At 50.7% G+C, this 14507-nt stretch carries 11 protein-coding genes and 1 pseudogene; 2 read left to right on the plus strand and 10 right to left on the minus strand.

Features of this window, described 5'->3' with window-relative positions:
* Positions 1 to 3: 3 nt before the first annotated feature.
* Positions 4 to 993, minus strand: coding sequence for an RHS repeat-associated core domain-containing protein (locus tag AC4PCC_RS18320; RefSeq protein WP_492125473.1), 990 nt, complete (start codon positions 991 to 993; stop codon positions 4 to 6).
* 365 nt (positions 994 to 1358) lie between these two features.
* On the opposite strand from AC4PCC_RS18320, the pseudogene AC4PCC_RS18325 reads away from it, so the two are divergent.
* Both AC4PCC_RS18325 and AC4PCC_RS18330 read left to right on the plus strand, forming a co-directional pair.
* Positions 1359 to 2399, plus strand: a pseudogene (locus tag AC4PCC_RS18325) (IS630 family transposase).
* Positions 2400 to 2499: 100 nt separating this feature from the next.
* Complete coding sequence (locus AC4PCC_RS18330) at positions 2500 to 2754, plus strand: SymE family type I addiction module toxin (protein ID WP_492125474.1); 255 nt, start codon at positions 2500 to 2502, stop codon at positions 2752 to 2754.
* Positions 2755 to 2800: 46 nt separating this feature from the next.
* Here AC4PCC_RS18330 and AC4PCC_RS18335 read toward each other — a convergent pair whose 3' ends face one another.
* The 9 genes from AC4PCC_RS18335 to AC4PCC_RS18375 all read right to left on the minus strand — a co-directional run bounded on the left by AC4PCC_RS18335 (position 2801) and on the right by AC4PCC_RS18375 (position 14496).
* A complete protein-coding gene (locus AC4PCC_RS18335) occupies positions 2801 to 2998 on the minus strand; it encodes a hypothetical protein (RefSeq protein ID WP_067710477.1) in 198 nt (65 codons plus the stop codon).
* Positions 2999 to 3006: 8 nt separating this feature from the next.
* The gene (locus AC4PCC_RS18340; protein ID WP_492125475.1) at positions 3007 to 3840 is read right to left on the minus strand and encodes a pyocin-S2/colicin E7-DNase domain-containing protein; all 834 of its coding nucleotides are present in this window, start codon (positions 3838 to 3840) and stop codon (positions 3007 to 3009) included.
* A 313-nt stretch (positions 3841 to 4153) separates the two neighbouring features.
* Positions 4154 to 4774 carry a DUF6707 family protein gene (locus tag AC4PCC_RS18345; RefSeq protein ID WP_492125476.1) on the minus strand — a complete coding sequence of 207 codons (621 nt, stop codon included), beginning with the start codon at positions 4772 to 4774 and terminating at the stop codon, positions 4154 to 4156.
* Positions 4775 to 4787: 13 nt separating this feature from the next.
* Positions 4788 to 9332: an RHS repeat-associated core domain-containing protein gene (locus AC4PCC_RS18350; protein WP_492125477.1), complete on the minus strand. Its 4545-nt coding sequence runs from the start codon at positions 9330 to 9332 to the stop codon at positions 4788 to 4790.
* Between the two features lie 3 nt (positions 9333 to 9335).
* The gene (locus AC4PCC_RS18355) at positions 9336 to 9770 is read right to left on the minus strand and encodes a DcrB-related protein (RefSeq protein WP_492125478.1); all 435 of its coding nucleotides are present in this window, start codon (positions 9768 to 9770) and stop codon (positions 9336 to 9338) included.
* Positions 9767 to 11692: a type VI secretion system Vgr family protein gene (locus AC4PCC_RS18360; RefSeq protein WP_492125479.1), complete on the minus strand. Its 1926-nt coding sequence runs from the start codon at positions 11690 to 11692 to the stop codon at positions 9767 to 9769. Before AC4PCC_RS18360 ends, AC4PCC_RS18355 begins: the two co-directional genes overlap by 4 nt.
* A gap of 190 nt (positions 11693 to 11882) precedes the next feature.
* Entirely contained in the window at positions 11883 to 12950 is a 1068-nt protein-coding gene (locus AC4PCC_RS18365) for a hypothetical protein (RefSeq protein WP_492125480.1), read from the minus strand.
* Positions 12951 to 12973: 23 nt separating this feature from the next.
* Entirely contained in the window at positions 12974 to 13408 is a 435-nt protein-coding gene (locus tag AC4PCC_RS18370; protein ID WP_492125481.1) for a hypothetical protein, read from the minus strand.
* 26 nt (positions 13409 to 13434) lie between these two features.
* Positions 13435 to 14496: a PAAR domain-containing protein gene (locus AC4PCC_RS18375; protein WP_492125482.1), complete on the minus strand. Its 1062-nt coding sequence runs from the start codon at positions 14494 to 14496 to the stop codon at positions 13435 to 13437.
* Positions 14497 to 14507 lie beyond the last annotated feature (11 nt).

Here is a 14507-nt window from a genome sequence, read left to right on the forward strand (position 1 = left end):
TTATCACCTAAATATATCTGACCACAAATTATATACTCGCTGCCTGCCAACCTGCCCCACATCCCGACCAAAAATATCAGCGTTATACATATCCTTCGATCTTATAGGGATGCCATCCATCATCCCACGACTGGCAGTACGCTGAATGGCTGATACTTGCTTAGATATATCATTTACCGACTGTCTCAAATCAATTCTATCTAATGCATCTCTAACTGCATCAGTGTAACCATGGTGATTACCTTGATGTCTTGCCATTGTACTTGTTGCATCATCAGCCTTACGAAGGAATATCCCATTAGACGCATCATCAATATAATAATTAATCTTTTTAAGTGCCGGATGATTAGCCAATTCTTTTGGTATAATATGATGAGCTTGATACCCTTTCCATGTTGTTGAACGCGGCAGTCCCATTGACTCCATCATATTTTTCCCCAAGGTGGTGGAGCAACCACTCAATCCCAGCGGATCCACCCAAACCATCGGGTCAGGCACATAGGCATAAGTATTCAGCCCACCCGCCAACCCAATAGGGTCCAGCTGTGTAAACCGTCCACCCTCAGGATCGTAATACCGGAACAGATTGTAGTGCAGTCCGGTTTCACGGTCCAGATACTGTCCCTGAAAGCGCAGGTTCTGCTGGACTGACTGATACCCTGTGGTGCTTTCCTGCTCCGTTATCCCCCACGTCGAGAAGCGCCCGCGCCACACCACTTCGCCACGATCGTTGGTCATCCGCTCCGGCAGCCCGTTCAGCTCCGTGTGGTACCAGAAAATATCCGACTGTTCACCGAGGGTATCAACCCGGGCAATCGGCTCCCAGCTTCCTTCGCTGTACTGGTACTGCGTGTCACGCTCCGGCGCGGCGCTGCTGCTTTCGCCCACCATCCGCAACCCGGTCCACAGAAAAGTGACGGTTTCCGCAGCCTTATTATGATGGTGGAGGATTTTCTGCGTTCTTCTGCCCAGCGGATCGTAACGATACTCCACCCGGCTGAACTAAGGATGTAGTTCAAAGCGTACCTCTGACACCCGCTGCTCATCGTCATAACTGAACCGCTGTTCTGTGGCATCCGGGCCGCTCTTGCGCCAGATCATCCGGCCAAAGCCATCGTAAGACCAGCGTGCGCCCTTAAGACGTTGTAACAGGTTATGCCAGATAACCTCTGATACAGTCAGGTGGTTCTAATTACTTATATCAGCTTTTTAAGGCTTGATTTAATATTACTCACCCAAGATTATAAAGCTCATCTAAATAACTGCGCTTAATAATAGATCACTGAAGGGAACTCAATCCGGTTTGAGCGATCTGATCAATCGCCAAACATCACAAATCATCACAACCGGACTGAGTTATGCCGATCATAGCACCGATACCCAATAATGAAAGACGCCAGATGGAAAAAATTGTCCATAAAACAACAGATAAAAACCATTCCAGACGCCTTATGGCCATGCTGATGTTGCATCGTGGTGAATCGCTCAGTTATGTCGCTAAAACCCTGTGTGCAGCGCGTTCCTCTGTCGGTCGCTGGATTAACTGGTTCACATTATTTGGTATCGAAGGTCTAAAAAGTCTTCCGGCCGGACGTCAAAAAAAGTGACCAGTGGAAGCGATGTTGCGCATGCTTGATTTACTGATTCAGCGCTCTCCTCAGGACTTCGGGTATCTGCGGTCACGGTGGAGCACTGAGATGTTAACGATTGAACTTAATAAGTTATTTAACTCAACGTTGCATCCTGGCTTAGTTCGCCGTTGGTTACCCGGGGCGGGAATTGTCTGGCGAAGAGCGGCTCCGACACTGCATATTCGCGATCCTCACAAAGAGGAAAAACTGGCAGCGATTGATGAAGCATTAGAAAAAAACTGCGCTGACCATCCGGTCTTTTACGAGGATGAAGTGGATATCGATTTGAATCCCAAAATCGGCGCTGACTGGCAGAAAAAAGGGCAGCAAAAACGTATACCTACGCCGGGAAAAAATGAAAAGCATTACCTTGCAGGAGCCCTTCATGCGGGAACAGGCCGGGTGGACTACGTCAGCGGGACAAGTAAGAACTCAGGTTTATTTATCAATATGTTACGTAAGTTGAAAAGCACATACCGCAGTGCAAAAACAATTACGCTAATCGTTGATAATTACATCATTCACAAGAGCAAAAAAACGTTGAAATGGTTGAAGGATAATCCGAAATTTATTGTTATTTATCAGCCAATTTACTCTCCGTGGATAAACAAAATAGAGCTCTTATGGTTGGCCTTGCACGAAACCGTCACGCGCAATCATCGCTGCAAAACAATGTGGCAATTATTGAATAATGTCAGACAATTTATGGAAGTCGCTTCACCTTTCCCTGGCAACAAACACGGGCTAACGAAAGTGAAGCGGTATTAAGCGCAGTTATTTAGATGATCACCATTTTTTAACATCTTATAATATCCGGCACCAGTAATAGGCATGCCAATATCGATAAGTAGCTTCTCACCTAGTTCGCATGCAGTTTTTGCGTCTATATTCTCAGTATTATACACAGCCATTCCAGAATACATATATTCCTCTTATATTCCTGAAATTAAGTTATCATGAGAGCCGCCGGGATATTACCGCCACGTACTATTCGCGCAGCCCCAGTCTCCATCTGAAGGGTGACTGGCTCAGGGAGGCGGGATTTGAGACCGGCTGTCCAGTAACGGTGAGGATCGATGAAGGCCGGCTGATCCTCACCGTGGAGCAGCAGACTGGCGGCTGAAAGTAAAAAGCCGGAAGGATCTTGATGATCGCTTCATGCTTTATTTTTATAATGTGATCGGTTTATAGTCCATTATTTTATCGGCTATTTCTTCAGCGCTAAGATCTTCCTGGAAGATATAATTTGCAGCCTGAGGATCAACAACGCTACTACAAAGCAAGTCAATATCATTATCAGCTTCTTCCTCAGTACCTTCACTGCGCTGTATTTTCTCAATTAACTCGATAAGCTCTTTTCTTTGCATATTCAACCTCAAAAATGATAAGCCCTATCTAACACATCAAGGTGATATCTTGGGGTAACAACAATAATATTATCAACATCATAGACACCGCCTCCATGTTGAATAGGCGTCCGATGATGAAGAACATAGGATTTGTTTTTCCCATTCCATTGAGTATCGTGAGCTATTGGTGCTTTGCCATCTTTCATCCTGGTAATATTTGAACGGCTAAATTGCTGAGAAAGGTGGGAATCATTTCCTACCTCTTTCCAGAAATTTTCTCTGAAGTCGTCAAAAGATTTAAATTGTCTGCCACGTAATTTATCAGCTATTGATGATGGGAATAAGCCAGCATTACCATGAGTACCTCTTAACCATTTCCCTTCAATATTACTGCCTTTTCCCGAGGCAGTTCCGGGCTTACATCTCGTCAGCCCCAGCGCATCAATCCACCCCAGCGGATTCGGCGCATACTGATAAAGATTTAGCCCACCCGCCAACCCAATAGGGTCCAGCTGTGTAAACCGTCCACCCACAGGATCGTAATACCGGAACAGATTGTAGTGCAGTCCGGTTTCACGGTCCAGATACTGTCCCTGAAAGCGCAGGTTCTGCTGGACTGACTGATACCCTGTGGTGCTTTCCTGCTCCGTTATCCCCCACGTCGAGAAGCGCCCGCGCCAAACCACTTCGCCACGATCGTTGGTCATCCGCTCCGGCAGCCCGTTCAGCTCCGTGTGGTACCAGAAAATATCCGACTGTTCACCGAGGGTATCAACCCGGGCAATCGGCTCCCAGCTTCCTTCGCTGTACAGGTACTGCGTGTCACGCTCCGGCGCGGCGCTGCTGCTTTCGCCCACCATCCGCAGCCCGCTCCACAGAAAAGTGACGATTTCCGTTTATTTGCCATGCCGATGCTGGATTTTTTGAGTACGGGGACTCAGCGAGTCATACCGACAGGTCTACCCGGCTGAACTTCGGCTGTCGTTCAAAGCGTATTTTTGGAACCCGCTTCTCATTATGACGACTAAATTAATACTATAATGAATGGGATATCTCCCAGCTCAAATAAACCGTTAATTTTTCTCACTCATTCTGTTCACAGAAAGACATACTCTATTTTTTCATTGCATTACTCAAATACACTAAAAAAAACTCAAAATACATCGTAAGACTTCATTTAAAAGGACGTATTTCATCCAAAGGCTCGCCCATATTAAAAAAAAGTGACTTCATTTCCGCAACATTATTTATAATATTATCTTCCGCTAACTTTGTAGAATACTCCTTCGAACCACCCATCACTTTTATTTTCATTAACTTCATTAAGTATATCAACCTAAAATCAAAAACATCGGTAAAACTCTCTTTTTTTCCAGATAGAACTGATTCATCGAGCTCAATACCTTCACCAGCCATAAAACGATTATGTACATTGTTTCTTATCTTTTTTTGCAATCCCTCGCCAGAACCTAAGACATCTGTTATTTTTTTTATGGAATTATTAAATTTACCTAAATCTCCATCAAGTTGCGAAATTTCTGCACGAAGTGATATTGCATACTCTATCCATGTCCAATAATCATAATCATTTTCAAATGGAATTGAAGCTAGCTTATCAGTAACCAGCTCTGCATTTCTCATATCGTCAAATACGTAGAAAATAAAAGCAAGCCTGGTTAAAGATTCGATAATCGCCTTATCGGTTTTTTTATTTTTGTATGAAATACCTCCAACCTTAAACTTAATTGAGTTATTCTTACTTTCAATATCATTAAGGATACTTATGAATTTCATTTGCCCCTCTTATTTATTCGACAACAATTTTGACTTTAGTCCCATCAGGGAATGGCTTCAAAGCATTAGCAATAGACGAACCAGCACCACGATTATCGCTTGGATCTATATACCGTATGCTTGCACCTTTTCCACCCTCTTTGAACATCGCCATTGGGAATTCGTCTCTGTCATACCCTTTTAAAGTAGGTATGCCTTTAAGAGATGCAGATCTATTGGCCGCTGCTGTTGTGCGCTGTATCGTAAATATATCTTTTTGCTCACTTATAATGACATCTTTAATATGACCAAACGCCTGATTATATTCTTTATGCGTTAGTACAAGCTCAATGTCATGAGTTAAACCATCGCCTTCACGCACATTACAACCTTTCCAGCCCAGTGCATCCACAAATGTTAAAGGATCTACCACATAGGCATAAGTATTCAGCCCACCCGCCAACCCAATAGGGTCCAGCTGTGTAAACCGTCCACCCTCAGGATCGTAATACCGGAACAGATTGTAGTGCAGTCCGGTTTCACGGTCCAGATACTGTCCCTGAAAGCGCAGGTTCTGCTGGACTGACTGATACCCTGTGGTGCTTTCCTGCTCCGTTATCCCCCACGTCGAGAAGCGCCCGCGCCACACCACTTCGCCACGATCGTTGGTCATCCGCTCCGGCAGCCCGTTCAGCTCCGTGTGGTACCAGAAAATATCCGACTGTTCACCGAGGGTATCAACCCGGGCAATCGGCTCCCAGCTTCCTTCGCTGTACTGGTACTGCGTGTCACGCTCCGGCGCGGCGCTGCTGCTTTCGCCCACCATCCGCAGCCCGCTCCACAGAAAAGTGACGGTTTCCGCAGCCTTATTATGATGGTGGAGGATTTTCTGCGTTCTTCTGCCCAGCGGATCGTAACGATATTCAACGCGGCTGTAGGCTTTATGGCCTGTGAAGCGCACTTCAGCCACGCGATCCTCATCGTCATAGCTGAAGGACTGCTCCACATCCTCATTCACGGGCTTACGCCAGATTAGTCGCCCAAAACCATCGTAGCGCCAGCGTGCCCCTCTCAGCCTCTGGAGCAGGTTCTGCCAGACTGTCTGTCCGGGTCTGTCCGTCTGGTTACCGGCCGCATCCCAGTGAAAATGCTCTTCCCTGAATGTACGCACATTGTGCGTAATCTGGCCTACCGCATCATAGCCGGATCGCTGCTGCGCCTGCGCCCACTCGTTCTGCTGTGTGGCGCTGTCCATCACCCGCTGCTGGATAACCTGATCCAGTCGATCCCAGCCGTAGCGGCGCTCAAATACCGCCCCAGAACCGTCCTCAAAATGGCTGCGCCGCATCACAATGCGTCCTGCCGGATCGTACCCGGTCTGCTGGATCAGCGGCCCCTGCGTCCGGCCGGTTTCACGGTGAAGCCGGTCGCGCTGATAGCCTGCAATATCAAACCTTCTGCCATTATGCGTCAGATCCATTTGCAGTAGATGACCGGTACCATAACGTAAATAGCCGAGGGTACGTCCATCCGGTAGCGTGCTGCTGCTGAGATTGCCGAGCGCGTCGTACTCATGCGAAAACAGCCCACCATCGTTCTGCTCGCTGACCAGATTGCCGGCGGCATCGCTGGTGAATAGCAGAATCTCCGCATCGCTGACCTCCGTCCCTTCTGCCCGGGCCTGACGCCATTTCTCAAGCGGCATTTTCCTGACTTCCACCCTGCCGGAACGGTAGTGATATTCCGTGCGGTGCTGCTCAGTCATTTTGGCCGTCAGGCGATTTACCCTGTCGTACTCAAATTGCAGGATCTGCGGTACTCGCTCCCGGCCATCCGTATTCAGCGGATACTGCGCAATTTCAGCAATCTGTCCCAGCGCGTCGTAGCGGTATGTCTTTCGCCGCCCCGCGTAGTCCGTCTGCGCCAGCAGATGCTGGCTGTTGTCATATTCAAACTGCCAGCGGTCATTGTTTTGATTGGTCAGCACAATCAGACGGCCGAATCTGTCGTACTGGTAACGCACCTGATGACCGGCTGGATCGATTTCACAGGTAATTTGCCCGCGCGCGTTGCGGGTCACTTTACGTTCAGAAAAACCATCTATGTTTTCGCCCGTCAGCATCCCGGCGCGATCGTACTCATATTCTGTCTCACGGCCGTCCGGGCGGATAAGGCACCGCAGTCGTCCGGCCATACTCCACCGATAACGCGTGGTGTTGCCCTCCGCATCACAGCTGCTGTGCAGCATGCCGGCATCATCATAGGTGCGGTAACTCTGGTTTCCGGAGCAGTCCTCTTCGCGCTCAATCTGACCCCGTTCGTTCCACCAAAAGCGATGAACGTTTTCCAGGGCATCAGTACGGGTTAGTAAATCCCCCTGTACACTCCAGGTAAAGCAGGTAACGCCACCCAGCGGGTCGGTTATCTGAACCACATCACCCAGCGCGTTATACTGGTAATCCCATGCTGCGCCGTCTGGCTGTACCTGCTTTACAGGCACAGCATAGGAGGGATGCCACAGAGTAAGGGTCGTTCTGCCCAGCGGATCCCGCACCATCGTCAGGTTCGCACGCTCATCATAACCGTATTCCCAAATCCGGTTACCTGGCGCACAGGTCGCTATCAGCAGCTCACCCTGTTCTGCCCAGCGATAGGACCAGTGTGCGCCGTAGCTGTCGGTATAGTCCGTTATCCTGCAGAGTTCATCCCAGCGATGATGTGTGGTACCGCCCGAAAAACAGGTGACAGTTGCACTGCGATCCTGTTCATCCGCGTCGATCAGCCAGTGCTCAAGACATCTTTCGGTTTCATCCAGTACCTGAAACTCAGATACCCGCCAGTAGCGTGGATCGACTGAAGGCTGCCACTGATACACCACGGTAAGCCCGGTGGCATAACTGTGGGAGGCCATCAAATCACTCGCGCGATCCCAGCTGAAACGGCGGGTTTCAATATCATCGGCGTCATAAACCGCCACCAGCTGACCCTGCGGGTTATAGCTGTAGCGTACCAGCGGCAGAAGCTTCTCTGACACCTGCTGATGAATCGCGGCGAGGCGACCATTTATCGGCTCATAGCTCAGTCTGACGTCCAGCGCCCCGTTATCACTGGTAATGGCGTCCAGCTGTCCTGCTTCATTCCAGTGGAAGTGCTGAGCGTTTTCATGCCGATCGTAAATGCGTCCAATACGCCATTCACCTTCGTGCTGTGGATCCGGCTCGTAAAGATGAAACTCACCCTGCGCCGTCTGCATAATGATTACGCCCTGCAGCGTGCAGTAAAGCGTGAACCCCTCTTCATCAAAACGGATAACATCGCCCGGCGAGACGTCGCCCAGCCCCAAATCCTGGCCCGTCATATCACGCCAGATAAACTGCATGGAGCCATTTTCATGCCTGAAGCGGATCAGTCGTGTTTCAAACGGCAGCATCCAGCCTGTGCCAAGCAGACCGGTTGTCAGATTGCGGCTGTGGTAGATACGCTGCCAGTAAAGCGGGATACGACCTTCCAGCACAAAATCCAGGTCCTCCTGCCCGGCCAGAATCTTTGCACCCGTTGCGTAATTTACCGGGTGGGAGCTTTGCATGGCAACAGCAGCAATCGCACCTGCCGCCACTGCCCCTCCAACCTGACTGGACGCCTCCCCGGCAAGTGTACAGGCTATTTGGCGCAGGGCGCGGCGGATCATATATCTGGAGAACAGCGCTTTAACCAGCTCTGCCCCCACTTTGCCAACGACACCGCCCACCACACCGCCGATAAAATACGCCAGTATATTTTTACCGCTGCGGATATCCTGCACCACCACGCTGTCACCCCCAATTTGCACGCGTGGGTTGCCCCTGACTTCGATTTTTGCTTCGCAGGTGCTGCGGTCTCCATTGCGGGCCGCTGGATGGCCGTTAATCAGAACTTTTTTTGAACCCTCGGCGAGAAAATTCTTACCCTCTACCAGGTGTCCTTTCTTACAGGCAACGGTATCCTGATCCGCGGGTGTGGCGTACGGACTGGCGCTGGCCACTACGGGCTGCACCATTTCGTTCCACATATTGCCCAGCCAGTGCTTAACCGCGTCTCCACTGATATGGCTGACGCTGTCCAGCATCGCGCTGGCGGTCTGGCCGGGATGGCTGACGGCAGACGCAATCGCAGCGACCATCGCCACTGCAATGTCCACGAACCCCGGCTCATCTTCACTGCCCGCAGACGGAGAGTTCAGCCAGGCATGGCTGACCGTGCCCGCTGCACGTGCGGCTGGTTTACCCTTAATAAAGACGTTATCAGAACCACTGGTAATCAGCGCGTCCGGCGGTCCCCGCATGCCCAGCATATCGAGTAGCCCGTCCACCGCCTCACCCGCTTTATTCCCGAAGATTTCGGGAAAGCCCAGCGCCATCGCACCTACCATCGCGGCGGCCCCTACGGCAATCCCGGCCACCGGGTTGGCGGCGAATAGCAGACCTGCGCCAACCAGAATGCCGCCATATATAGCTCCTTCCACCAGCCCGCTGGCAAAATCGGCCAGTAAAGAGCTGTGTACTAAAGGATCGCCAAGCCGGGCCGCGCTTAAATCAGACATAAATCACGCCCCCGCACCTGCGACTGGAATAAAGCCTTCTTTGATATTCTGCCAGACGGTCAGGGATGCCGGGTCAAATCCGGCTGCGCGGCTGAAGGTTAGCGCCATCAGATGGGTTGCAGTCATTACCACCAGCAGCTTTTGCATGACCAGTACGCCCTGGTTTTCGAAGCGCATATTCACTTCACGAGCGCGTAATCCGCCGAAAAAAGTTTCTGTAGCGTCTTCGGCCAAAAATTTTTTCATATCGCGTTTCACTTTTGCCAGCTGCTGCCTGAGATATTCTTCCTCCTGACCAGGTTTTACGTCCCAGGCGCGCGTAATTACCAGGCTCGCACGGGATTCTGGCAATTTAAGCAGGGTGATACTCTGTTCCTGAATCGCTTCGGGCAGCAGCAGCGTACCTTCTGACAGGCTGTAATGTATTGGCTCGCTCATGAGCTGCTCCCGTTATCATTAAATTTTTTCGTTACTTCGCTCTGGATGTCTGACGGCGTGGGCTTAATTTCCGTTTTCGCTGGCTGAGTAATATTCAAATCCAGGGTTCCGCCGGTATTGATTTGCCCTTTTCCACTGGCGTTGATCTCAAACTGAGTGCACTGCAACGAGATAGTGCCGTTCGGATTAAGCGTCAGCATGCTGTCGCCGGAGATCAGGCTGATGCCATTTCCCGATGCCAGCGCTATCCCGCCCTGGGCTTTCATGACGTAGTCGCTGCCGACCAGTTCGCTACGCGTAAACTGCGTACTCTGGTCATAGGTTCCGTACACCATGCTGGTCAGTTTGTTCTGAACGGTGATGCTTTGGTTACCGCCTACAGAATGGGTTTCATCGTTTTTCACCTGGGTATCCATATTCTTCTGCGCCTGGATCCACACCTGCTCCTCCCCCGCTTTATCCTCGAAGCGCAGGGCGTTGGCGTTGTCCGGCGAGCCATCCTTACTCCGGCTCAAAAAACCCATCTGCGTCGCAGCCGCAGGCAGCGCCCACGGCGGCATGCTCGCTTCGTTGTACACCCGGCCCGTGACAATCGGCCTGTCCGGATCTCCGTTGATAAAGTCGATCACCACCTCGTCGCCCACCCGCGGGATCTGCACCCCGCCGAAGCCCTGTCCCGCCCAGGCGCTGGAGACGCGCACCCAGCAGGAGCTGGTGTCGTCCCCTTTCGCCAGCCGGTCCCAGTGGAATTTCACCTTGATGCGGCCATATTTATCGGTCCAGATCGACTCGCCCTGCGGCCCCACCACCTTCGCGGTCTGCGGGCCATGGGTGCGCGGCCACGGCGTGCGCGGTTCGGCGCGGAAGGTGATGTCCGACGGGATCACCTGCACCGCAATGCTGTGGGTGGTGCTGCTGTCGTCGCCGCTGGCGTAGCGGTTCTCTTCAAAGGTGTAGATCGCTTCGGTGGTCAGGTATTCGCCGTTGTCGCTGAAGAAGGGCGCGTTCAGCAGGGTGAAGGTGTTACCCGGCGCCAGCCCCAGCGCGGTGCCGCGGGCGGCGATCTGCTGGTGCTCCACCTGCCACCCCTCCTGACGGATGCGGGCGTAGAACTCGCCGTGGTCGTGGTCCACAAAGTGTCCCGGCCAGTCGTAGACGTCTATCTGCCCCGGCGACGGCGAGGCCGGGTTCTGCCGCGCCTGAAACATCCACGCGTTTGGCTTGCGGAAGTCGTAGTCGTCGATGCTGTACAGCCCCGGCGTCACCTTATCCTCCAGGCTCCACTGGCTGATCCCCTCCTCACTGGTGCTGCCCCCGGAGGGCGTGACGTGATAGGGAATGGCCCCGTAGCCCGCAAACGGCTGGTGCTGCTGCGCGCTGTCCATCAGCACCAGGGTATGTTTGTCCGCTTCGTGGCGGAAGAAGTAGTAAATGCCCTCCAGCTCCATCAGGCGGCTGATAAAATTAAAGCTGCTCTCCTGATACTGAACGCTGTACTCCCACACCCGGTAGCTGCCGGTCAGCCGGTCCTCGACGTTCACACCGTACTCACGCAGCAGCGTTTTGATGCTCTCCGGCGCGGTCTGGTTCTGGAAGATACGCAGGTTGCGGTCGCGCTTCATCGGCCACAGGTCCGGCTCCATGGTCAGGCGGTAGACCGCGTAGCGGGTGCCGCTCAGCTCGGTGCTGCTGACCGCCATGCGGGTGATTTTGCCATTCAGATAGCGGGTGCCGCCCGTCAGCCCCCCGGTGGGGATGGAGACGGTAAGCGGCTGGCCGAGCAGCGCCTTGCGCTCAATGCGCGCATCGGTGCTCAGCAGCTCCACGGTTATCTCGAAGGCGTGCGAGAGAGCTTCTCTGCCGCTCAGTTTCCAGAACAGCAGGCCCGCGACGGGCAGCTGGACGGTGATACGATCAAACATAGTGATTTCCCTGACTGGCCGCGCCCACCGGTCGGGCGCGGTAGTGATTAACTTTGCGGATCCAGCAGCCATACGCCTGCACGATCGACGCTGATGCGCCGATCGTGAAAGGAGCCGAATGGGTTCAGGCCCGGGTTCAGATAAAGAGAGCAGTATCAGAGATGAAAACAGTACGGGTATAAATAGGGTTTTAAGACCGGGTGACGTTGAGGGTGGAAAGGACTAGCTCCAGACAGCGTTTGTTTGTTTCATAATAATAGTCCTTATAATTTCTGTGCTTTCCGACCAGTTCAAAATAGCACCATAAATCAGACTGCGTAAAGATATACATTTGATAGAAGGCGCGCATATTTTCATTGGCGCTATAAACTTCACCTGTGCAGGTATAAAGCACATAACCTGAAGCATCATTAATCTCATTGGGGATGATATCCATTTCACCCGCCTTCAACGTTACGGAATTATCATTCTGATGAAATCGTGCTACGGAGTGATTATATACTTCATTAGGTGACTTATAGAGATCCCTGGGATAAAAATACAGATTGATGACCCCATGATTAATATTGTCAATAGTATGCTCAATAATCAGCCGGTTCTCTGCGATAACTTTAGCGTGCCATGAAGCCGGAACCTTAAATATGAGATTTTCTTTAATATTTACCGTAGATAAAAGCTCAGCAGTCGCTAAGTTACTGCGATGCAGTAGGTCCCAGCTTGCCACCACAAAATAAATTTCATTTGCCAGCGAGGCATAATCCCGGGAGGCACAGGAGGCTTTCAGCAAGAAGTAGTTGCCACCGCTATCCCTGGGGTTGTAATCCTTTTGAACGGAATAACGCGAAATAACTTCATCACCAGACTCATGTTTTTTAATTGTTAAAACATCTGCAAAGTCGCCACTTCCATTGGGATTATTAATAATACGCTGATTGAGCACCTTCTCTCCCATCAGAGAGAGCCGGTTAAACAGCCAGTCAGAGGCATTCATCTCCCATGTACAGTGTTCAAACGCTGCCCAGACCTCCAGATAAGGAGACGTATCCGTTGTGATATAGCGACCAACGTTTGTCAGTCTGACCTCGGGGAAGTCAACTGGCAGCAGCTCGGCAGGCTGAACTCTCTGAGGCAAAACCACCCAATAATGCAGCATTTCCCTGTCTGCGGAGGTATAGATACACTTCCAGAAATGCTGCTGCACTTCGTCTTTAGTGAACGCAGAGGTCACAGGGAAGCTATAATTAATGTCAAAATCCATAGAAATACCTCAAACGCGGGTGATTATGCCAGCCAGATACCATAAAAAATCAATGCACTACCTAATGATACAATAACTTTCGCAAGCAGCAGAAGGCCAGGCGCAAAACGGTTAGACAGGGACGATAATTTACCATAATTTTCGGTATTATAGGTTTTATGAATACTCATCATGCGGCTGAACATCGTGCAGGCCATAACGACAAGGAATTTCATTCCTAATATAAAGGTGAATGAAAGTGCAATTTGCATCATCAACCTTCCCGCCATCTCATTGGTGAAACCAGAGAATAAACTCACCAATAACTTAAGAGTGAAACCTAGTATAATAACCCCAAATAATAAAAGAACAAATTTTACGCCAAATTTTAACCACATTTTTTTGTCAAAATTATCACGACCATTCCATACATACATTATCGTTACAATCAAGAAAATAACAAAAGCTATGATTTTCATTTCATTAGAACCTTACGCATAATTTATCAATCTCCAACTAAAACCGTAACACAGCCATTCATAATACTTCCGTTTCCTTTATCCTTGCCATCAATACTTTTGGACATTTCCTGCCGTTTACTAAAAAACAAATCATGAATAGGTCTATAGGCAATTTTGATACTTGCATCTCCCTTAAGCCCTAATACAATTGCCAGCTCACCAGTAATTCTGAGATTTGCAGAATCATCACTTCCATCTAAAAATGCACTCAAACCAGCAGATGCACCAATCGCTCCCAGACTTCCACCAACTTTAGCATCGGCCACAATCACGCCATACAGATCAACATTCCCAGTCACCTCTCCCTTCACGGCTGCGGCTTCAGCACCACCCTCAACACTGAATCCATAACGACCTTTGCTGCCGTTATACCTCTCAAGAACCGCTTTTGCTTCAGCAGTCCCGATGGTGACGTCGCCGATTACACTGCCATACAGCGTGCCCTGTTTTCCGGCTGCGGCAGTACCACCATACTGTACGCCAGTGCCCGTCGCGTTAGCATTCAGTCCGTGTATATCGCTGTTTCCGTCATAAAGCGTACCCGTTGCGTTTGCAACAGCTATCTTATTGCGAAGCTCCCCCCTGAAAAGATCGTCACTTTTCATATTCCCCATCGTGAGATCTTCAACGGCGAACCCAAGAGATGCGGTATTGTAACGCCCATCGCCTGCTTTATCTTCTTTACTGGCGTAGAGTCCCAGTACACGGGCGTCGAAAAGCGCACCCGTCAGGGTGCCGTCTTCACCCGCTTTTTTAGCTAATGAAGCGCCCCAGTATTGTGGCGGAGCAGCGACAGAGGCTGGAGTGGCAGGTGAACCCGGAGGGTTACACTGGGTGTTATCCCCTAATCTGGCCAGCGGCAATCCATTTACGAGCACGCTGCCAGATCCACCAACGATAATGCCACTGCCATGTTCACTACAGCCAATAGGATCGCCCTTTCTGGCTGCGGGAAAACCGCCAATGACAACATTGGGGCTTCCGGACTGTATTGGGCCGGTATGAGCACTCTTATCAACTAATGCTCTGGCCGCTGGCTTACCCATGCCGATATATC

The sequence above is a fragment of the Erwinia sp. L03-1 genome (assembly GCF_058686115.1).